This window comes from Bacillus sp. GBSW19, from assembly GCF_002998655.1.
In the GTDB taxonomy this organism is placed as follows: domain Bacteria; phylum Bacillota; class Bacilli; order Bacillales; family Bacillaceae; genus Bacillus.
In genome coordinates this window covers 200,900-225,690 of the sequence record NZ_PVRF01000003.1, presented here as the reverse complement: position 1 = coordinate 225,690, position 24,791 = coordinate 200,900, and the positions used below count along the sequence as shown (strand labels likewise).

Here is a 24,791-nt window from a genome sequence, read left to right as displayed (position 1 = left end):
TTCTCCTCCTACATCCAATCCAAAATCTGAATCTTGTTTTTTTCAGTCCAAACGCCGACATCCCCTGTCGGATAGAGGTATTCGCCTGTTTGATGTTTGAATGGATGCGGAATTTTATGCGTCTCCATCCAATCGGCAAGCTCCCCACAAAGTGCTTTGATATCCTTCGCGCCGATAAAAATATCTCCAGAAAATCCTACCGGCATGAGCTGATGCTCTTCGCTTAGCACAAATATTTCCGTCTCACAGGAAGGATCGTGCACACCTGAGTAGACCTCTTCTTGGTCTGGGTACAGCACGCTGACTTGTGCGTTTTTCGACCAATCGGTGATCATCCGCTCTTTTTCTTCATTTGTCACCATCGTGAAATCAGAGAGTGGTGTCTCCACTTGTTCTGTCATGGCTTCAAGTGTGTGGATCAGCTGCTGCATCAGCGATTGTATTTGTTTTTCTGTATATTGATTGAAGCGGTATGTGACTCGAAGCTCCAGCGTATCTCCTGGGACAGCCACAAGGGTCAGGTCATAGTTTGTTTCTTCATGACTTGCAATGTCTAATATCCGTACACCATACGGCTCTACAGATTCAATCGGATAGTTTTCAAACACGACAATGCTGTTAAACAATGATTCTCCATTCGGGATTTGGGTCATCTGCTGAATATCTGGCAGTACGGTATACTCAAATTCTCGCATGTGAAAAACCGTTTCCTGCGTCTGTGCCAGCAGCTCGGCAATGGTCCTGTCTGGTGTGATCGGCAAACGGAGCGGCAAGGTGTTAATAAAGAGCCCTGTCATGCTTTCAACCTCTGGTAAGTCCGCCGGCCGCCCAGATACTGTGACACCGAACACGACATCCTCTGAGCCTGAATGAAGGTGCAAGAGCAGCCCCCATGCCGCCTGAATCAGTGTGCTCATCGTGACCTTCTGTGTGCCTGTCATCCTCTCCAGCTTCTGCTGCATTTCAGGCGTCAGTTTGATACTAAATTGATCAATACCTGCTCCTTCATTCGAAGTCTGCTCTCCGTCCCCAGGAAGTGGTGTGGCTTCCTCCACTCCTGACATATAATGTTTCCAGAACTCTTGCGCCCTCTCTTGATCCTGCTTTTGCAGCCATTCGATAAAATCTTTATACGGACGTACAACAGGAAGGTTTATCTCTCGTTCATCCACAAGAGAGCGATACATTGAAAAGGATTCCTCAATCAAGCCGAACAGGCTCCAGCCATCGATTAAAATATGATGAAAGCTAAAAACAAACGTGCATGTTTTCTCGTCACGATGGAATAAAGCGATACGAATGAGCGGTTCAGCCGCATCCTCTAATTCGAAATCCTTTGAACGATCGGATTGTAAATAACGCTCAATGGTTTTCTTCTGATCCGTTTCACTCAGGTGGCGCACATCGTGCTGAGTGAGGTGAATGCTTCCTTCTGATTGAATTAATTGGACAGGCTCCTTTAGCCCCTCCCAAGCAAATCTTGTCCGCAAAATCGAATGACGTTCTACAAGCAGATTCCATGCTTTTTCATAGGCTTCGCCGTCCGTTAAGCCTTCGAGCGTCATATGCACCTGACCAAAATAAGCCTGTGACGCTTGATCTAACAGTGCATGAAACAGCATCCCTTGCTGCATCGGAGATAGTGGATACACATCCACCACATGATCTGGAAGCTCATCTATTTGCTTTTGCGTCAGCTGGACCATTGGAAAATCAGATGGCGTAAAGCCGCCTTTTGTCTCTACACAATGCGTCAGAATGTCCTCCATTTTTTCTTTGAACCGTTCAGGTAAATGACGCACCTCTTCATGCTGAAGCAGTTCACGATTGATCATAAAATTCATCTGAAGCTGACCACTGACAACGTATCCGTACACATCGATTAAATGCTGTCTTTCTGCTTTTGGATCATGTACATGTCCATTTCGTTCATCTGCTAAATACAGATTTGCCTCACCATCTATTTGATCTAACTGTCCAAGGTAATTAAAGCTCATCTGCGGCGCTGCCGTTTTGAGTAAGCGAGATGCTGTCATGTATTGAAGCAAGCCATAACCGATCCCCTTTTGCGGCACAGCTCTTAAGGTTTCTTTGACATCTTTGATTTGTCTCTCCACATCGGTTTGAATAAAAGGAATAAAAATAGGATAAGAGCTTGTAAACCAGCCGACTGTCCGTGACAAATCCATCTGTTCAAATAAATCCTCGCGTCCGTGCCCTTCTAACGTGATCAATATTGGCTTTCCAACAGCTTGCGCAAGTCCTGATAAAAGTAAATCGTTGACCTCAGTTCGGTACGCTTGTGATGCGTGCCTTAGTAAAATGTCTGTTTGATCCTTCGTCAATTGAACAGTCAGGATCTCTGCATGTTCTTCTATATTGAAAAGCGCAGGTGTTTGAAAAGGAGAACCTTCTTCCTCTTGATCCATGATCTTTTGCCAAAAAGGAACCTGCTCTTGTAATTGATCGGTTTGTGCATATTCATAGAGTGCATCTGCCCACTGCTGATAGGAAGCGGTTTTCTTTGCAAGCGCGATCTCCTGCCGTGCCGCAAGCTGCTTCAATCCATTTAATAAATCTTCCTGTATGATGCGCCACGATATTCCATCCATCACAAGATGGTGGGCTGCGATAAAGAGTTCAGACGTACGATCACTTGTCTGAAAAAGAATGGCTTTGATCACTTCTCCCCGCTCTAATGACAATGTTCCTTGACAAGCGCTTGTCTCCAAACGAATTTGCTCCAGCGCTTCCTCGTGAGAAACATCCGTCAAATCAAAGAATGTGACACAAGGGATGATGCCAGGCGCACGAATGGTTTGAATCCATGTGCCGTCTGCTGCTTTTGTATAAATGGCTCTCAGCATATCGTGATGGTCGACAAGCTTTGAGAGAACCTGTGACAACTGTTCGGCTTGTACGGATAGCTTGAATTCAATATGCGCTGATAGATTCCAATAATCTTGGTTTGTCATCGATTGCTCAAGGAACCAAGATTGGATTGGAAGCAGACGAGCTTCTCCTGTAACAGGCGATTGATCATAGGACACAGACACATCCGCTCTTTTCATAGCGCGTGCCAGCTGTGAAATGGTCTGTTTTTCAAATACATCTCTTGGCTGAATGATGTAGCCTTCCTGTGCTAGGCGTGCCACCATTTGTATGACAATAATGGAATCTCCGCCTAGTTCAAAGTAGTTATCATGTACATCAATTGAAGGAGTGCCAAGAAGCTGAGTCCACACTTTTTCCAGCACTCGTTCTTCCTCACTGAGTGCCTTATCTGCTGGTTTGTCTGCTTCTTCCTGTCTCCACTCTGGCGGCGGGAGACGCTTTTGGTCTACCTTGCCGTTTGGCGTGAGCGGCAGTTCCTCTAGCTCTATGAATAGACTTGGTACCATATAATCTGGCAGCATGTCTTTCAAGGCGCCGCGAATGTCTTGCTGGGTCCATGCACCTTTTTGGACAAAATAACAGATGAGCCGCTTATGACCACTTTCGTGCTGATGCGGAATGACCGCACATTCTATGATGTCTTCAACACTCAGCATAGCGGCTTCAATTTCTCCGCATTCGACGCGGTGTCCGCGTATTTTCACTTGATGATCGATTCTTCCAAGGCAGTCGATAATACCATTTGGGAGCCAGCGGCCCATATCGCCTGTTTTATATAAACGCGCTCCTTTTTGGAAAGGATGCGGGATAAATGATTGCGATGTTTTTTCTTCATCTCCAAGGTAACCGAGTGCCAGCCCTGTTCCGCCAACGTAGATCTCTCCAATAACACCCTGCGGAACCGGCTGCAGCTGGTCGTCTAATACATAGGCTTGTGAATAAGCAATTGGCTGACCGATAGGAACTGTCGCCTGCCCTTCGTCTAATGAGCGAATGTGATGCACACAGGAGAACGTCGTATTCTCAGTTGGTCCATAGCCGTTTAAAAGCCCTTCAGGTAAATACGGCAGTGCCTTGCGGATATGAGCAGCTGAGAGCGCATCACCACCAACCAATAATGCATCGAATCCAGATAAGGCTTCAGGATGTTCCTCTGTTAACCGGTTGAACAGCGGCACCGTCAGAAATCCTGTTGTGATCTTGTATGATGTCAGCGTGTCAGCCAGCGTATCCATTGATAAAATCGTATCTCGATCGGTCAGGATCAGCCTTCCCCCATTTAGCAGGGCTCCCCATATTTCATACGTAAAGGCATCAAAGGAGAAGCTGGCGATTTGTAAAATGCGCGTATGTTCATCAAGGGTGACATAATCTGTTTCACAGACAAGCCGGATGACTGCTTGATGCGGGATCAAAACCCCTTTCGGCTGTCCAGTTGATCCTGACGTGTAATTGATATAAGCGAGTCCATCAGGTTTTAGGGCAACAGGTATGAGTTCTGCTTCTGATAAAAACTCTTCATATCCCTCATCAAGACAAATGAGTTCGGTTTGACTGATTGACACCTTTTTGAGCCATTCATTTTTTGTTAGTAACAGCTTAATACCTGTATCCCTCAGCATATAATCAATCCGTGTATCTGGATATTCAGGATCAATTGGCACGTAGGCGCCTCCTGCTTTCACAATCGCCAGCACCCCAAGAATCATTTGAGGCGACCTGTCGATGAGCAGCCCTACTGGTTCATGCGGCGTCACACCTCGCTGCTGCAGAGAAGCAGCAAGCCGGTCGACTTTCTCTTGTAACACACGATACGTCCACTGCTCTTCCCCGAATTCGAGAGCAATGGCATCGGGTGACTTTCTCACCTGCGCTTCAAACCGTTCCGTGATGAGAAGCGGGCCTGCAGGCTGATTGGTTTTACCGCTCCATTCATAGAGCAGCTGATGCTTTTCTTTCTCTGGCAGGTAATTCATTTGTCTGATCGGCTGTGCTGGATTTTCACAAATACACGCAAGCAGATGCTCGTAGTACCGAAGGAACCGATCCATCGTGTCGTCAGAAAATAAGTCCACATCATACTCCAGTTTTAATTGAAGACCCTCCGCCCCTTCAAAAACAAACAGGGATAGATCAAATTTGGCGGTATCGTTATCTTCAATGGCTAAAACGGATGTCGCCTCCCCCATCGGAGAAGCTTCAAGCGGTAGGTTTTGCAGAACGAACATGACCTGAAACAGCGGCTGCTTGCCAGCCTCACGTACAATATTCAGCTCATCTACGACCATCTCAAACGGCACATCCTGATGCGCATAGGCGCCCATTGTTGTTTCTTTCACCCGCTCTAATAGTTCAGTGAAAGCAGGATTCCCGCTATGATCGATCCGAAGTGCCAGCGTATTTACGAAAAATCCGATGAGATGCTCCATCTCCGTCCGATTTCTCCCAGCAATGACTGATCCAATCACAAACTCATCCTGTGAAGACAATCGATGCAGCAAGGTAGAAAAGGCAGTCAGTAACGTCATATAAAGGGTGCTGTCTGTCTTTTTAGAAAGGGCAGCCAGCTGCTCAGATAGCGACTTCGACAAGTGGTATTTTTTCGTTTTTCCCTTGTAGGATTGAACGGCTGGCCGCGGGTAGTCATACGGCAAAACCAAATCTTCTACAGGAACCGCAAATTGCTCCTTCCAATAGGAAAGCTGCTTATGCAGCGTCTCTCCAGTCAAATACTCCTTCTGCCATAGTGCGTAATCCGCATATTGAATCGGCAGCGGCGAAAGATCAGGCGCTCTCTTGTCAATCATCGCTGTATACCACTCAGACAGCTCTCTTGCGGCAATCCCAACCGACCAGCCATCTGACACAATGTGGTGAATGGACATCAGCAGCAAATGATCTGTTTCCGACAGCCGAATCAGTTTCACTCGAAAGAGCGGATCATGTTCTAAGCGGAAAGGTGTGCCCGCCTCTCTTTTTGCCCATTCAGCCGCTTTTTGTTCTTTTTCTTTCTGTGCTGTCAGATCTGATAGATCCACCACTTCAAGCTCTGGAAGAGTCATATGCTCATGTATGATCTGCACTGGTTCATCGCCGCTCATGGTAAAGGAAGTTCTGAGCGATTCATGCCTTTGCACCATTTGCTGCAGACTCCTCTGAAGCACCTTCACATCTAAAGGTCCATTCATCCGAAAGGAAATTGTATTATTATAAAATGGCAGATCGGGCTGTAATTGATAGAGAAACCACTGCCTTTGCTGGGCATAAGACATCGGAATCTCCTGACCCTTTTCCATTTTCCGCATCGGAACCGCTTCATCCACTTTTGCATGCGAATCGATCCATTCCGCTAATTCCCCAAGTCTCGTATGCTCAAAAAGAACAGCGAGCGGCACGTCAAATCCCATTCTTTGTCTCACCGCAGACAGCATTTGCGTTGCCTTGAGCGAATGACCCCCGAGTAGAAAGAAATGATCACCGCAGCTGACATTTGAGACATCAAGCAGCTCGGACCAAATGTTTGCCAAAAGTTTCTCCGTCTCCGTTTGAGGCGCTCTGTCCTCTGCCTCCTGTCCACTTTCCTCAATGAATGCTTTGAAATACGCTTCATCCGGCATGCCATCCTCTGATTCTTTCCAGTATTCCTCAGGAAATAGATGTACGGAATATTCACCAGATAGATGAGACTGCAAACACGTATAAATGGACTGATACAGCCGTTCTTCAATAGCCTTTGTTTTGTCGGTTTTAAAAAAGACATACATGGCTTGCTCTGTTTGCCTCTCCGCTTGGCTCATTTCTTGAATGTCCTGCTTTGACCGATCTAATCCCATATAAATGAGAGGTGCATCTGTCATCAAACATGCCAGCATTGTCTGGAAGCCCGCCCGCTTTGGAATCGGAAGATAGCCTCTTTCTTTTAACATGCCTTTGATCATCGAACCCTCGCTCATGCCGACCTCATCCCACATGCTAAAGCTAAAGCAATACGGCTTCACTGTAGATGTCAGCCTTTGATAATGAGCAAATTGTTCAACGAACTCATTGGCAGCGCAATAAGCGCCGACGGTCATCCCGCCCTTTAACGTTCGTGCTGACGAGCTAGATAAAAATAAGACGTTCTGCCGTTTAGAAGCCGCTTCATGAAGCGCAATCGTGCCATATACCTTCGCTTCGTACATCGCATGTAAGGACGCAGACGTCATGTCAGCAAGCAGCTCCTCTTGAATGATGCCAGCGAAATGAATCACGCCATGCAGCCTTTTTCCTTGAGCCGCCTCTTGTCTTGAGATGAGCGCTTCAATGTCTTTTGCGTCCGTCATGTCCACTTCTTCATAAAAAACTGTGCCGCCATGGTCTTTCGCTTGTTTCTCAAGTGAGGTCAAAACGTCTTGCTGCTCCGCAGATAAAGCCTTTCGTGCTTTTCTTCCAAGCAGCACAAGATGCGCTTGATAGGACTTCAGAAGGTGTTCACTCAGCATCCGCCCAATGCCGCCAAGCCCTCCTGTCATCACGTAAAGCCCAGATGATTCAAATGGCGGTTTCTTCCTCTTTTGATCTTTTTCCAGATGCAGCGGTGATAAAAGAGGAATATAACGAACACCTTCACGGTAAGCAGCGATATGATGGCTTGTGTCATGTGTAAGCTCTGTCATGATCGCTGATGCATGAGAACGGTCAGCCGGTTCTGTTAGAGAAAAATCAAGACATCGCACCTTGATAAACGGCCATTCATGCTGTACAGCTGTCATCAATCCTGTTGTCGTTGCTTTTTCCACATGATGCGTTTGATCTTCTGGCAAATTCATCGCATGAGCTGAGACAAAGGTGATCTCTACAGGTTCCTCATAGGTGGCAATCGCTTTTGTTACATATAATGCACTCATGCTGCCAGTTTTCTGCGCTTCCTTCGCCATTGCCGCTTGAAGTGTGTCTTCCTTGTTTGTGTAGTTCCAAAGGTGAATGATTTGTTTCACCGAAACGCCATACGAACGGAGCGTCTCAAAGAGTTGTTCGTAGTCTGACGGCCGATTCGGGTGGATGATGAAGTGAGTATGTGTGAGTTGTGTGAATGCTTGACCCGGTTCAACCGTAATATAGGTTTGTTCATTGTTTGAGAGGGATCTCAATTGATCTGCCAGCCCTAATGCATCTGCAAAGATCACCATGTCCCCTGCTGTTTGCTTTTCAGTTTCATGAAGCGGAGCAGGTGTCCACTTCTTTTGATAACTCCAATCAGGCAAGGTGTGTTCATTTTCAAGTCTGATGTCCAGTTCCTTGATGATTTCGTCGAATTCACCTTCCTGCCACCTTGTCTTGAGCTGTGCCCTTTCTATTTTTCCAGAGCTTGTTTTCGGAAAGGCATGCTTCTGGACAGGGATAACCTTTGATGCAGACAGACCCATTTTTGTCGCAATATGGGTTTTAATATGCTGGCTAGCCCTCATGATATAAGCAGGCTCATACAGCTTCGGTGTAAAAAAGAGAATCAGTTCATCGGATGCAGATGCCTCCATCCGAACGGAGCAAGCAGCCACAAAGCTCGTTTCTACGCCTGGTACTTCCTCTGCCATGGCTTCAATCTCATAGTTGTGATAATTTTTCCCGTTGATGATGATCATGTCTTTTTCTCTACCGGTTAATGTCAGCCTTCCTTCGTGCAGAAAACCTAAATCACCCGTGTGAAACCAGCCCTCTGTTTGAAAAACCTCTTGATTCGCTTCGTCATTCTTGTAATAGCCCTTCATTGTCGTCGGCCCTTTGATTTGCACGCTGCCAATATGATCTTCGGGAAGAAGCTCATGCTGATGGTTGACGATACGAATCGTGATACCCGGAATCGGTTTCCCCAGCTCTGTAAAGCTGACGGTTCCTGTCTCACGTGCCTCCGCTGGTCTTAGCTGCTCTGTCAGCGACGTTTCCTCAAAGGTCAGAACCCCGCTGTTTTCATCTCCCCGCTCAATCGCAAAAGAGAAGACAACGGCTGATGAGATTTCAGACATGCCGAAAGCCGGTCTGATGACGTCTCCCTTTAAGCCGTGCGGAGCGAGCAGGTGTAAAAACCGGTGAATTGTCTTCGGTACGACCGCTTCTGCCCCATTGATCATGCACGTCATGGCAGAAAGATCCCATGATCCTGAAGAAATGTCTTTCTCATAATCATTGATCATCGCAAATGCGAAGTTAGGTGCCCACGTCTTCGTTGCACGATAGCGGTCCATCCAGTCAAGCCAGCGCAGCGGCTGAGCGATGAAGTCATCTGTCCTTGCCCGAATCTGTTCACAGCCTGTGTACACATTGACAAGGTGGAACATCACAATGCCGCCAATATGATCTAATGGCATCCAGTCTAACGAGACATCCTCTTGTGTAAACTGATTGGCTGCCACTGTCCCTTTGACATTCGCCAGCACACTTCTATGAGAATGCTCTACGCATTTAGGCATCCCCGTACTTCCAGACGTTAAGATAAAAAAGACTGAATCATCAGGCGTGACTGGATGTGCTTCTAGATCTCTTTCTAAAGTGAGCATCGGTTCAACGGCTGCCACACGTAATTGATCTGTATGCCACAGTAAAGCTAAGCCTTGCACCTCATCAATCAGCGAGTCATCCGTGAGAATGAGCGGGTGTTCCAGCAGGTTCCAAGCGTGATGAAGCTTCTTCACTGAGGCATTCATTTCCCGATAGGTCGGGGCTGCCGATACAAGTGTTGGGACAAATCCGCCTAACACACATGCCCAAAAGGCCGTGACCATCGCATGATTCGATGAAAATTGAAAGAAGACAGGATCACCTGGCTCAAGCCCTAGTGCCCTTAAACCCGTCAGAACCCGTTCGGCATCCTCCTTTAACTGTGCGTAGGATTGCGTGAGTTCATTTTCACTATTGATGATATAAGTCAGCCCGTTTGTCGTTTTGGCTGCCTCAGTTAGAGCGTCCTGCAAGGTTTGAGCTCCTGCACTAACATCTATATCCCCCCCATAGGAAATGGCTGGGGGCATGTCCGCTAAAATAGGCGAAGCCATTTGCGTCTGTATCCATTCAACTGCGGCCTCCTGCTCCATGTGATGGTCGAGAAATAAATGAGAGAGGTGATATGGCCGAGGTCGAATGGTTTTTTCACGAGAAAAAACAGCGAAGCGTTCGATTTCGTTGGTTTGTAAAATGGTTTTCTGTACATCTTGTAAAATCGTATCCATTGATTCATGTACATTCGATTGATTGATGGTTGATGGTTTCATATGAGTTCCTTTCCTTTTTTGTCAGGCAGGGCTGCCAGTGTGCACCCCTGCCTAATCTAAAGTTTACAAGACTGCTTCTCTATTTTTATGATGGACTATCTTTTGGATCAGCTGTGCATTTTGAGCGGCACATTCTTTGTTTTTGAACATGTCAGCGTGCTGACCATAGCCTTGATATTGTCGATAAGCGCCGGTCGTCGCAGCTTCCCAATTTTCCATCCAGTCTGGTATCGCAATTTGCTCTTCGGATTGGATGAAGTCAATGTCTGCTTGTATCTCTCCTTGGTTCACCCCCTTAACAAAAGTTTCATAGTAGGCTCTCGTTTTTTGAGCCAGCGCGTCTTGGATGAGCTCCGCTTGGGCAAGTTCACTTTGCTGCGACTGATGGACGATCGCTGCTATATCGTCATCAATGGATCGTCCTTCTAAATCACTTTCTCCTATTTTCTTATAGGAATCGATCATGATGACCTTTTCGACGGTCCGCCCTGCTTGTTCGAGCGATTGAACAAGCTCAAAGGCTAGGTAGCACCCGCCAGAGTATCCCATCAAAGTCAGCGGTCCTTCAGGCTGAAGGTGCTGGATATGCTGAACATATTGCGAAATTCGATGATCGGCTTCAATAAAGTCAAAGGCGATCAAACGAACACCATCAAGCGTTTTTGCGGCTTCCTGATAAATAAAGCCATAGCCTGGTAATGGCGGGAGAGCAAAGACTGTTGGCGTTTGAGATTCATTGAATACAAGATAGCCTGCGGCTTCCTGATCCTGCTGTTGAATATAACGGCTGATTGCTTCAATGGTAGGCGTCTCAAACAGCAAATGAATGGGCACCTGAACATCGAATTCCTTCGACACCTTGGATAAAAGCGACATCGCTTTTAATGAATGCCCGCCAAGCTCAAAGAAATGGTCATCTGTGCTGATATCATCTCTTTCAAGCACTTCCCTCCACATCACAAGCAACTTTTGTTCTACCTCATTTACTGGAAGCTTCACATGGCGGTTTCCTTGAGGCGCCTCTGGCTTTGGCAGCTGACGTTTATCAACCTTTCCATTTGGCGTAAGCGGCATTTTCTCAAGTCTGATCAGCTCATGAGGCTGCATGTAAGCCGGAAGTTTTTCCTTCAGCCCTGACTTGATCACATCGAGTTTGTCCTTCCACTCCTCCTCACACGTCATATAGGCGAGCAGCCTTGTATGCTGCGTGTTATGCTGATCAGCTATAAGGGCAGCTTGCTTTACGCCTGGATGCATGAGAAGGTGGGCTTCAATTTCTGTCAGCTCAATTCGATGACCACGAATTTTCACCTGGTCATCCACTCTGCCTGCATACTCAATCAAACCGTCTGCTCGAAAATAGGCCAAGTCTCCCGTACGATACAGCCTTTCTCCCGCAGCAAATGGATGGGCGATAAAGGCTTGTTTTGTCAGATCAGGACGATTCAAATACCCCTTCGCAAGCCCTTTTCCGCTCAGGCATAGTTCTCCGACCATTCCAATCGGCTGAAGCTGTCCGTGCGGGCTCAATATATAAGCACCCGTCTGGTTGAGCGGCTTTCCGATTGGAATCGAACGCGTCTCTACCGGCAGAGCCTCATCTACTGGATAATAGGTGGCGAAGACCGTTGATTCGGTTGGACCGTAGACATTGATCAGTCTGGCTTTCCCCATGACATCAAAGGCTTTCCTCACATGCTGTACCGATGCCCGCTCTCCTCCGAACAGCACCTTGCGCACACTGCGCATCCAGTCGGTTTCTTCATCAACGAGGAGATTAAATAATGCCGTCGGAACAAACATGACAGAAATGTTTTCCCTTTTAATCAACCCCGTCAGCTCGCCCATGTTTAAAATGGTCTCTTTTTTCGGCAAGACAAGCTTTGCTCCGTTTAAAAGTGCGCCATATACATCAAATGTAAAGCCATCAAATACACTGTTGGATAGTGACAGCAGTGTATCTGTTTCTGAAATGGTTAAGTAGTTCGTATTTTTGACCACCCGGGCAATATTGGAATGGGTCGTCATGATGCCTTTTGGCTGACCTGTTGTACCAGATGTATACATGATGTAAGCCGTATCGTGTAAGCCTGCTTCTAGCAGAAGATTCTCTGAGCTCATCAGTGAAATTTCCTGATCATCCGCAAACAGATACGTACCATCAAACGCAAGTGCCTTCGCCTGACCGATAAAGGATGAGTGAGTCAGAAGATGCGTTGCCCCGCTGTCTTTAAGCATGTATTGAATGCGGCTTTCTGGATAATCGGGATCAATTGGCACATAGATTGCGCCTGCTTTTAAGACAGCCAGCAGGCTGACAATAAGTTTAGGCGTGCGGTCGGCTAAAATGGCGATGACCGTTTGATGCGTGACCCCATTTTTTTGCAAATGCCTTGCCAATCGATTGGCTTGTTCATTCAGCTCCGCATATGTCATCGTGTGCTCACCTGCTGATAATGCCACTGCATTCGGCTGTTTGCGGACATTATGCTCAAACCATTTCGACAAATACAGCTGGTCATGCTCAAGCTCAGGCGCATTCCATTCCTCAAGAATCAGCTGCTTTTCCTGTTTCGTGACGAGTGTAAGTGTATGAACCGATTGATCAGGATGCTTGATCGCCTCGCTCATCAATAGACTCAGCTGCTCCTTTAACCGGTGGACAAATTGAGGATCAAATGCTTTTTGGTTAAAGGCCAGCTTCAATTGCAATTGTTCTCCTGGTGATGCCAGCAAATTGAGATCATAGTTCGATTTTTCATACACATTCATGTTTTCCACAGTAAACCCTAATCGCGCCTCTTGCTCGTCCTTCTTTGCGGCTGGGACGTTTTCAAACACGACAATATGATCAATGAGTGGCTGCTGACCTGTCTTTGCCTGAATATCATAAATCGGAATATATTGGTGCGGCTCGGCTGCAAGAGACTGCTGCTGAGTCTCTGATAGAAGAGAACGGAATGTCATGTCATCTGTCAGCTGAATTCTTCTTGGGATGACATTGATGAACAAGCCAACCATTCTGTCAACACCAGCCAAATCTGCCGGACGTCCCGACACAACCGTGCCAAACAACACATCATTTGAACGCTGATATCTGCTCAACAGAATTGACCACACCGATTGAAGCACGCTGCTTAACGTGGCATTTTGCTGCAACGCTAACTCTGATAAAGCAGCCGTTTCTTCTTTGCTCATCGACCATTCCATTTCGCCTAATTCATGTTCATTCGTTTGTTTTCTCTGTTCTTTAAAGGTTGATTGTCCATCAAACCCGGCTAATGATTGCTGCCAATATTGAAGTGATGCTTGTTTATCTTGTTTTTCCAGCCATTGAATATATTCTTTGTATGGTTTAACCGGTTCCAGCTTGTAAGGGACGTCATGCAAAAGTGCATGATAAATTGCAAATAACTCCTGCACCACAAGCCCAAAGCACCAGCCATCAAGGAGGATATGGTGATAGCTCCATATCCAGCGATAGCTGGCAGGACCCGTTTGGAAAACGGATGCCCGCATGAGAGAATCCTTCGAGAGATCAAATCCTCTCAGCTGATCCTGTTGTTTAAATGTCTCAATACGTACAAGCTGTTCGTCTTCAGAAAGATCCTGCATGTCCACCACATCAAGCGTAAAAGGGCGTTTCTTCAGCACAACTTGGACAGGGCGCTTCACTTTTTCGTGGAGAAATACGGTACGAAAAATATCGTACCGTTCCACGATGACATTCATGCTTTTCTCAAGTAAGTCATGACGCAGTGTGCCCTTTACGTTCATATCCATTTGCTCTACATAAAAGCCCTTTTCTTGATGATGGAGGGTATGAAACAGCATTCCTTCTTGCATCGGTGACAGATAATACATGTCTTGAACTTGATCCCTTTTAAATGAACTCATCTATTTCATCCTCCCTTCCCGTTTGTATGACTGATCTCGTGTTGTTAGGTCAATTTTTCCTCAAGCATGTCAAAAATGTCGTCCATTTCATCCATTTCAAGATCAGCCGCAGAGAAGTCACTTGGCGTAAATTCTCTTTCGTGCTGCGCTAAACAATGGGTAATGATGGATTGGATTTTTTCTTTCAACAATGCCATGAACTGCTGTATCGTTTGTTCTTCATATTCATCTGTACAATAGGAACACGACAACATGAATCGATTGTGTTGAACAAGACCACTGAGGTTCAGCTTATAGACAGCTTCTGAATCAGGGCTTGCTTGTCGTCCCATATCATAGGTGGACGGTCCAAAGAGTTCTGTCGTCACTTCCTGATCGATCTGCCCAAGATAGTTCAAGCTGATTTCAGGATGTACGTGCTGTCCTGACGGCTCAGTGGCTGTCATGTATTTCAAAATCCCGTAGCCAATTCCTTTATTTGGCACACGCCGCAGCATCTCTTTCGTTCCTTTAATAGCATCAGCTATGGTCTGATCCGGCTTTGCTTCAAGAACAACTGGATACATACTCGTAAACCAGCCAACCGTGCGGGAGACATCCAGCCCTGATAAAATATCCTCTCTTCCATGACCTTCAAGTTGCACATGTACATGGGACTTCCCTGTCCACTCCTGAACGGCAAGCCCGAGAGCACATAGAAGAATATCATTCATTTCCGTTGTGTACGGTAGATGAATATCGGTTAAGAGATGCTCGGTTTCGGACTCTGAAAGCTGCATCTGTACTGCTTTTGTTTGAGCAACTTTTCTTTTCGTTACTTCATGATCAACAGGTAAAGTGGTCAATGGCAGAGTGTCAATCTCTGTCCAGTACTCACTTTGGCTTTTTAACGGCTTGGACTGTGCGTATCGTTCGATTGCCTCTGCCCATTCTTTAAAGGAATGGGTTTTTGGCGGAAGGACGAGCGTTTGTCCTTGAGCTGCCTGCTGATAAAGAGACATAAAATCCTCTAGTAAAATTCGGCATGAGACACCGTCAATGACAAGATGGTGTGTCACGATGAGTAAGTGATCGCCATCTTTTGCACGGAAACAAATCACTTTCATGAGTGGACCTGTTTCGAGGTTCAGCTGACGCTGATACTCGTTGGCATATGTGGAAATGGCCTTTTTCACGTCGTGCTCTTTAGAGACATCATGAGAAATAATCGCAATCGATTCCCTGAGCTCCCGCTGATTGTATTGCAGAATGTCATCATGCTCCTGCCTGTATACCATACGCAGTGCATCATGATGTGAAAGTAATTTCTGCATCACTTGTTCTGTAATCGAAAGGTCAAATCCGTTTGGCGCATGAAGCATCATCGAGAGATTCCAATGGTGCTGGTCACTGAATGCTCGCTCAAAGAACCAGCGTTGAATTGGAGTCAAAATGACTTCCCCTTCAACTGGTGATTGGTCGGCTGTCATTTGATCGGCTTCTTCGATATATGGGCGCAGCTCCGCAATCGTTGGATATTGGAATAGTAGCTTCATATCGAGCTTCCAGCCCGCTTGTGTGAGTCTGCTTGCCATTTGGATGCCTTTAATTGAGTCTCCACCAAGGAAGAAGAAGTGGTCGTGAATGCCGACTTGGCTCACGCCAAGGACATCTGCCCAAATATCGCAAAGCAGTGTTTCAACTTCGTCTCTTGGCGCTTCGTATGCCGTTTGGTTTGCTTCCATATCAGGCGCTGGCAATGCTTTTAGATCGACTTTGCCATTTGCCGTCATCGGCAGTTGGTTAAGCTTGATGATGGATGATGGCACCATATAGTCTGGCAACGTTCGTTTTAGACTTTCTTTCAGGTCGGTCGTTTCTTCATCGGTGATGACATATGCCACAAGCGAATCTTGTTCGCTGGCATCTTTGACCGTTGTCACGACTGCTTCTTTGACTTCCGCCAGCGCAAGGAGCTGCGCCTCAACTTCTGACAGTTCAATACGGAAGCCTCGGATGTTGACCTGATGGTCTTTTCTGCCGAGGTAAATCAGCTCACCATCCTCTGTCCATTTCACCAAGTCGCCTGTACGGTACATGCGCTCGCCTGGATAAAATGGATCTGGGACAAATCGTTTCTCTGTTTCCTCTGGAAGATTCCAGTACCCTCTTGCCAGTCCTTTTCCTGCGATCACGAGCTCACCCGGTACGCCTGGCGGCGAGAGGTCGTATAACGAACCCATGATGTAGAAACGAGTATTGGCAATCGCTGTTCCGATCGGAAGTGTGCCTTGATCTGGGTTGATGATCCCGCTGGTCGCTACGACTGTGTTTTCTGTTGGGCCATAGTTATTGACGAGTTTATATGGAACAGGCTTTACCTGTTTCAGCTTGTCTCCGCCAGTCAGTAGGTAGCGCAGTGAATGATTGTCCATTGACATAAACTGCTCGCATAACTGGGTCGGCAGGAACGCAATGGTGATCCCTTTTTCATTGAAATACGTATTGAGCTTGATCATATCGAGACGAATCGCTTCATCGATGATGTGCAGCTCTGCGCCGGCGATCCATGACGGGAACATTTCCCAAATGGAGGCGTCAAAGCCAAAGCCGGCATATTTGGCGGTTCGATCCGCATTTGTCACTTGGAAGGCATCATTGTGCCAGAAAGCAAGATTGACAAGGGACTGGTGCTCGACCATGACACCCTTCGGCTGTCCAGTCGTTCCCGATGTGTAAATCATATAGGCGAGATCTGTTGGTTTCACATGTACCTGAATTTCTTGTGCTTCTCCTTCTACGGCATCTTCTATTTGCAGAACATGACCTGTGAAAGAAGTTGGTGCAGTCAGTCCTTTTTGCATCAGAAGCACCTCTGCCTCGCAGTCCTCTAGCATGTACGCAATACGCTGAGCCGGATAATCCGCATCAATTGGAACGAATGCCGCACCTGCCTTCAGGACGCCAAGGACGGCTGCCGTCATGTCAAGCGATGGACGGGTGAGAATGCCGACGCGATCTCCGGGTTTTGTGCCAAGAGAGATCAATTTCTGAGCAACTACATTCGCCCGATTGTTCAGTTCCTCATATGTCCAGCTCGTTCCGCAGAAGGTCGCCGCCTTTTGGTGAGGCGCTTTGTGCGCATTAGCTCCAATTAGTTCATGGATCGTTTGATCTGACGGAACGTCTAGGACAGGACCTGACCATTCATTGATCAGTTCTCGTTTTTCCTCTTCAGTTAAGATCGATAGCGCTGAAATTGGCTGATTGAGCTTAGCCAGCATTTCGTCTATGATTTGTTCAAAATATTGACTCCAACGCTGAATGGTCTTCTTTTTAAACAGTGCCGCTGCATACTCAAAACGCAGGCCCACTTGGTCTTTTTCTTCAAATACACCGAGCGTTACATCAAATTTTGCTTGAACTGTCTCTTGCTGTTTTTGCGAAAGCTTGAGTCCATCCAGATCCGGTAACGTCAGATCTCGGTCATCCGTTGTCAGCATGACACTAAACAATGGATTGCGGCTCGTGTCTTTCGGAAGATCTAACTGTGCCACCAATTCCTCAAACGGGAAATCTTGATGTTCATGGGCTGATAGGCTGCGATCTTTCATTTTTTCAAGCAATTGTGCTGTCGTTTCCTCCAGCTGCACTTCATGTCGAAGAGCCAGTGTATTCACAAACATGCCCGGAACCCGTTCCATTGAAGCATGCGTACGTCCTGCTGTCACAGCGCCTATAACGATATCTGTCTGCCCAGTTAAATTGGAAAGGAAAATGGCAAATGCCGTTTGCATGACCATGTTCAAGCTTACACCTTTTTCAGCCATGAGCGTTTTAATGGACTGCACCTTTTCAGCAGATAACCATCTGTCGACTCGGTCTCCTTCAAATGACTGAACATGAGGGCGCGGAAAATCAAGTGGCAGCGCCAAATCTTCAGGCGGCTGAGCGTATTGCTCTAGCCAATATTGACGCTGTTTCTCGAGCAGCGCTTGCTGCTTTTCTTCCTGCTGCCATACCGCATAATCCTTGTAGTGCAGCTGAACTGGCGGTAATGTCTTTTTCTCATACAACTCTGCCAATTCTTGAATGAGCAAACTGCGTGTGACACCATCTGCGATGATATGGTGCATATCCATCATGAACACATATTCTTCATTAGAAAGCTTCGCCACCTTTGCCCTCATTAATGGTGCTTGATGTAATGAGAATGGGGTGATGAATGCGTCTATGACAGGTTGTTCATGACCTCTCTCTACTTCAACAACCTCTAACGTAAACGGCATTCGGCGATAGACTTTTTGAACTGGTACGCCGTCAATTTCTACAAAGGCTGTCCGCAATGATTCATGTCGTTCGATCAAGGCTTGCAGCGCTTCTTCTAGCAGCTTCACATCAAGGCTGCCTTCCATCATCAAAACAGCTGGCATATGGTAAGTAACTGCTTCTGGATGCAGCTGCTGTAACACATACATCCGCTTTTGAGCGGAAGAGACAGGATAGAAATCTTGCTTCTCCGCCGGATGAATGGATGTGATGTCCGAAGAATCCACTTCTTCCAAATAGGCTGCCATCGCCCGTATCGTTGGCTTTTCAAAAAGGACTTTGAGCGGCACATGCTTGTTCAGCTTGGCTTGTACCTTCGAAATGAGCACCATGCCTTTGAGAGAATGACCTCCCAATTCAAAGAAGTGATCATGAACACCTATTTGTTCAACCCCAAGTACTTCTGACCAAATGTCACACAGCGACTGCTCAAGTGCCGTTTCTGGTGCTGCATGCACCGCGCGGTTCATATGCACCTCGTGCGGAAGCGGCATAGACTTCGCATCTACCTTTCCGTTTTGTGTGAGCGGAATGTGGTCGACTTTGACAAAGTACGTTGGAATCATATAATCCGGCAGTGTCTCCGCAAGCTTTTCTCTAAACGTCAGTGTTCCAATTGGCTCAGGCGCTGTGTAATAGAGTGCAAGCTCCGGTAAACGGGACATGTGAATTACTTTGACATACACCTCTTGAATGGATAATCGTGCACGCGCGGCATGCTCAATTTCCTGTTTCTCAATACGATAACCGCGGATTTTCACTTGATCATCTATTCTTCCGAGAAACTCAATGTCTCCATTTGCATGCTGTCTGACCAAATCCCCTGTGCGATACATTCGCTCCTGAGGATAATATGGATTTTCAAGAAAACGCTCTGCTGTTAATTCAGGCTGATTCAAATACCCTCTCGATACACCTTCCCCCGATATATAAAGCTCTCCAGGTGCGCCATAAGGGACAAGGCGCTGCTGACGATTGAGTGCGAGCGCTCTTGTGTGAGCAATTGGCTGCCCGATCACAGAGCGATCCATCAAAGCGCCTAGCTCTTGCGGTGTGATCAGCTTGGTCACAGTCCCAATAGTTGTCTCTGTCGGGCCATAGTGGTTCATCACTGCCACACATGGGTGCTGCTCCATAAACGTTTCAACATCCTCAGAGACAATCGGTTCCCCTCCAAGTATCACAAGGCGTAAAGCATTAAATGCATGATCCTTCGAATCTGCCATCATATGAAATAAGGATGGTGTCATTTTGATATACGTCAGCTCTTGTTCATCAATCAAACGCATAAGACGCACCGGGTCTGTATACACATCTTCACGAGGCACATAGAGTGTCCCCCCTGCTTTTAAAACAGGGAAAATGCTTGTGTAACCGAGATCGTATGCATAAGAAGAAAGCAGTGCCGTCCGATCGCATTCTTGCAATGTCACCTCATTTGTCAGCCAGTTGACATAGTGTGATAGATTACGATGCGTGAGCTGTACACCCTTCGGCTTCCCTGTTGTACCAGATGTGTATATTACATAAGCGAGCTGATCGGCTGAGCCTTCCGGCAGATCTAGCGAGCGGCTTTGCTGCACTGCTTTTTCAACCTGCACCACCTGAATCGACTTGTGATCTTGATAGGAACCTGCAAGAGACTCATTTGTCACGATCACTTGTGCACCTGAATCTTCTAATGTGTAACGGATACGTTCCGCAGGGAAGGCCGGATCAATTGGTACAAATGCACCACCTGCTTTCATCACACCAAGCATTGAGACGATGACATAGACAGAGCGGTCAAGAATCAGTGCTACAGTCTTTTCTTTCTCGACGCCTCGCACCTTCAGTTCACTGCCAAGCGCATTTGCCATGTCTTCCAGCTCGCGGTAAGTGAGCTTCCGTTGATCATCCATCACCGCAATGGCATCTGGTGTTTCCTTTACCTGACGCGAAAATTGGACATGGAAGGGCTCATGACGATTCGATTGCACTTCGTCTTTTTTCTCCAATCGCTCTATTTGCTCATGCTGATCAAGGATACGGAGCAAGCCGATCTGTTCATCCGGGTGTTGGACCGCTTCACGAATAATCGCTAGAAGATGAGTTCCGAACCTGCGGACCGTCTCTTCTTTAAATAATGCCGCTGCATAGTCAAAGCTCAGCTTTAATGCTCCCTCTCGTTCAAATGCTTCTAGAGACAAGTCAAATTTGACAGAGTGATGCTGAATGGCATAAGGCGAAATGTGCAGATCGCCGAGCTTTAGCGCCGGAACCTCCATGTTCTGCATGTTAAATGACACGCTAAAGAGCGGGCTTCGGGTTGTATCACGATCTAGCGGAAGACGTGCAATTAACTCTTCGAGTGGATAGCTTTGATGAGCAAAAGCGTCAACACTCGTTTCTTTTATTTCTTCAAGCAGCTGTAAAAATGTCTTCGTTTGTTCTGGTTTTCCGCGCATCGCAACAGTGTTGATAAACATCCCCGGCATGTCCTGTATATCAGGGTGTGTCCGTCCTGCAACAGGGGAACCAACGATGATATCTTCCTGGCCGCTATAGGTGGCAAGCAGCACTTGAAAGGCAGATAACAAGAACATGTACATGGTCGTATCTGTTTTCTGAAGCAATTCATGAATCCGCTGAGTCGTCGCTTGATCACAGCCAAACATGAATCGTTCTCCGTAAAAATAACGTTCCGCTGGACGCGGATAATCAGTTGGCAGCTCTAATACCGGTAAGTCTCCTTCGAATTGCTTCAACCAATATGCTTCATGCTCCTTCTGTTTCTCCGTCTCTTCTTCACTTAACTGCCAGACAGCGTAATCTTTATAATGAATGGCTCTTTCTGCAAGAGCTTCTCCATCATAGGCCTTCGCCAAATCTTGAATGAACGTCTTCATGGAGCTGCCATCTGTAATGAGATGATGTGCTTCCAAGACGAGAAGATGACGGTTCTCACTGACCTTCAACAACTGAGCTCGCAATAGAGGCGCAGCTGTTAAATCAAATGGTGTTTGACGTTCAGAAAGGAATGCCTCTGCCTCTTCTTCTTTGATGTCATGAACGGGAAGGTCAAATGCAGTCCATTCATTCACCCTTTGGACGATGTCTTCTCCATTTATATGAAAACTCGTTCTTAAGATTTCATGCGTTTGGATCAACTGATCAAACGCTGATCTGAGCCGCTGATATTCGAGTGCCCCTTCAAGCGTTAAGACGATCGGAATATGATAATTCGTGCTGTCAGGTTCGAGTGTCTGCAAAATGTATAAACGGCGCTGAGCTGGTGATACCGGATATTCGTCCGCCTGCTCTGCTGGTAAGATGGGATGTCCTTTTTCTTCTTGACCATCCTGATCGATATATGCCGCTAATGAACGAATCGTCGGCTTCTCAAAAATCACTTGAATCGGTACTTCCTTTTGAAGCACCTCTTGAATTTTCGCGGACATCATCATTGCTTTGAGAGAGTGCCCGCCAGCCATGAAGAAATGTTCATCTACTCCTACCGTTTTCCCAAGGAGCTCCTCCCAAATTTGAGCAAGTGCCTTTTCTGTCTCCGTCTCAGGCGAAATGATTTCCTTTTTCTCCTGATGCGCTTCGTCCGGCTTTGGTAAAGCTTTTCGATCTACCTTCCCGTTCGATGTGAGCGTAAAAGCATCCAGCTTCATCACATGGTGCGGCACCATATAAGCTGGCAGCTCTTGATTGAATAAATCCCGCACCTCTTCTTCTGTCATTGTCCCTGTGAAGTAAGCGGTGATTTCCTTTTCATCTGAGGAAAACGAATGGACAAGCACAACCGCATCATCTATGCCCGCTTTTTGCTGAAGCACTGTTTCAATTTCACCAAGCTCAATACGGAAGCCTCGAATTTTCACCTGATCATCTGTCCGGCCGAGGAATTCGATCTGGCCATCCGCGCCATATCTAGCCAAATCCCCTGTTCGATACAAACGGCCTGACGGCTTAAAAGGATCTGCCATGAACACTTGATTGGTCAAATCCGGACGATGGAGATACCCTCTTGCGACACCATCTCCGCCAACATACAGCTCTCCTGGCGCTCCAATTGGCTGCAATCTTTGATCATCATCTAAAATATAAGCCGACGAATGGTTGATCGGCTGACCAATTGGGATCGGACCCGTTTCATCTCCTCTTACTTCGTAAATGGTCGAGATGGTTGTATTTTCAGTTGGACCATAGGCATTCAGTAAAACAAGTGCTGGATGATGCTGTTTCACAAGCTCCGCACTCTTCACATTGATGACGTCACCGCCTGTAATTAATGTGGTTAATCCTTCGAACATTTGCGGCCGCTGCTGAGCGAGCTGATTAAATAATCCAGTTGTTAAAAAGAGCGCCGTCAACTGATGTGTTTGGATAAATTGTTCGAATCGATGAATATCCAATAAAGTATCACGGTCAACAGGATAAAGCGTCGCCCCATTTAGCAGCGTGGTAAATATCTCAAAGGTAATAGCATCAAAGCTGACGGCCCCTGTATGCGCCATACGATCCGACTTGGTCAAGCCTAATTTCTCCTGAGAGCAAGCCAATCTCACAATATGCTGATGCTCAATTTGAACCCCTTTGGGCTGTCCAGTTGATCCTGATGTATACATGATATACGCCAATTGAGATGGAGACGTCCGGACTGAGAAATCCACGTGTGAGCGATGAGGCATGCTGGTCACATGTACAGCCTTGATATGTTCATCAACTGGCGGCTGATTGTCAGCATGCAGCAAAATGGATGCGCCGCTGTCTTCAAGCATCCATCGGATTCTCTCCTCAGGCTGGGAAGGATCAATCGGCACATAAGCTGCCCCTGCGTGCAGAACTGCTAAAATGGCGATCACCGCATCTGCTGATCGGTTCATATACACCGCGACAGCATCTCCGGGCTGTACGCCGTTTTCAACAAGACTGCCGGCTAAACGACGGATTTCTTGTCCAAGCTCCTCGTACGTGAATGTTCGATCGCCTTCAACTAATGCCAGATGGTCAGGCTGCGCCTTCATACGTTCATTAAGCAGCTCAGGAATAGACAGATGCTTCGGATAATCTCGCTCTGTCTGATTCCAAGCTTCAATCTGCTGCTTCTCCTCTTCTGTGATACATGTCACTTCATGAAGGCGTACATCAGGGTTCTGGATGATTTGCTTCATGAGATTGGTCAGATGTTTTGATATGTTTTCAATGATCTTTTCTTCAAAAGCTATGGCGTTGTATTTGATTTTCAATGTCCACGTTTCACCTGGATAAACAAGGACATTTAGGTCGAAATTCGTTTGTTCAAATCCGTCCTTTACATCAATGGAAAAACCAAGCCGTGCAGACATGGTATCACCAGACAGCTCCTGATCTAAAGGATAGTTCTCAAACCCAACCAAATGATCAAAGAGCTGCCCTCCAGCAGCTGTCTTTTGCTGAATGTCATAAAGCGGCATAAAATCATAGTTTTCCGCTTCCAGTGCATGCTGCTGAACCTTTTGAAACAACTGTTTGAACGTCTGCCCCTGATCCAATGTCACTCGAACGGGTATCGTATTGATAAACAGCCCTGCCATGCGCTCAATTCCAGATACACTTGGAGGTCTGCCCGATACAACGGTGCCGAATGTGACATCATCAGCTGCATGATAGGTGCCTAATAGAACAGACCAGACAGCCTGAAACAGGTTCGGGGCTGTCACTTGGCATTTTCTTGCTACATTTTGAATGGCTTGTACCGTTTGAGCATCCCATGTAAACGTCCATTCCTGATGGTCGTATTGTCCGTTCGCTTCATTTTGCTGCAGCAGCCCTTGATGCTGAACCGCTCCATCTAGACGCTCCTGCCAATAACTTTCCGCTTCTTGTTTATTTTGCTTTCCAAGCCACTGGATATAATCTGCATAAGGCTTTCCCTGTGAGCGATCCGGCGTTCGATCGTTCCGAAAAGATTCATAGTAATGAAACAGTTTTTTCATTAAAACACCCATGGACCAACCATCCATGATGATGTGATGGTTGCTCCAAATTAGATGCCAGTTTGTTTCATTTAGTTGAAAAACAGCGACCTTCAATAACAGATCATTTGTTAAGTGAAATCCTTGCTTTCTCACTTGCTTTTTATATTGACCCAATACCTTTTGCTGCTCTTGATGATTCAGATGAGATAGATTCTCTCGATACACATCTAGATGACGTTCAGCCAGTACAACCTGACGAGGCTTTTGCAATTGTTGATAGACAAAGGCTGTACGGAGAATGTCATATGTCCGTATGAGCTCATTGAGACTTTTTTCAAAAAGAGCGAGATCAAACTCTCCGCTTATTCCAAGCTCAAGCTGTGTGAAATAAGAGGAGGAATTAGGGTCTAGCATGGCATGATACAGCATGCCCTCCTGCATGGGTGTTAAAGGATATACCTTCTGAATCTTCTGCTTGCTCATATGTCCACCTCTTCGT

Annotated in this window: 3 protein-coding genes; all 3 read right to left on the bottom strand. The window is 46.6% G+C overall.

All coding sequences use genetic code 11. The annotated features are described in order from the left end of the window. Positions 1-8 precede the first annotated feature (8 nt). Positions 9-10,139 (bottom strand): non-ribosomal peptide synthetase, encoded by a 10,131-nt coding sequence (locus tag C6344_RS15520; RefSeq protein ID WP_106073073.1) that lies wholly within the window; start codon positions 10,137-10,139, stop codon positions 9-11. Between the two features lie 63 nt (positions 10,140-10,202). Next, complete coding sequence (locus C6344_RS15515; protein WP_106061730.1) at positions 10,203-14,036, bottom strand: non-ribosomal peptide synthetase; 3,834 nt, start codon at positions 14,034-14,036, stop codon at positions 10,203-10,205. A 44-nt stretch (positions 14,037-14,080) separates the two neighbouring features. Continuing rightward, on the bottom strand, positions 14,081-24,775 hold the full coding sequence (locus tag C6344_RS15510) for a non-ribosomal peptide synthetase (RefSeq protein ID WP_106073072.1): 10,695 nt from the start codon (positions 24,773-24,775) through the stop codon (positions 14,081-14,083). Positions 24,776-24,791: the final 16 nt, after the last annotated feature.

Bases quoted from the DNA above. Each gene is read 5' to 3' on its own strand.
- C6344_RS15520 (WP_106073073.1), bottom strand. From the start codon at position 10,139: ATGAAACCATCAACCATCAATCAATCGAATGTACATGAATCAATGGAT.
- C6344_RS15515 (WP_106061730.1), bottom strand. From the start codon at position 14,036: ATGAGTTCATTTAAAAGGGATCAAGTTCAAGACATGTATTATCTGTCA.
- C6344_RS15510 (WP_106073072.1), bottom strand. From the start codon at position 24,775: ATGAGCAAGCAGAAGATTCAGAAGGTATATCCTTTAACACCCATGCAG.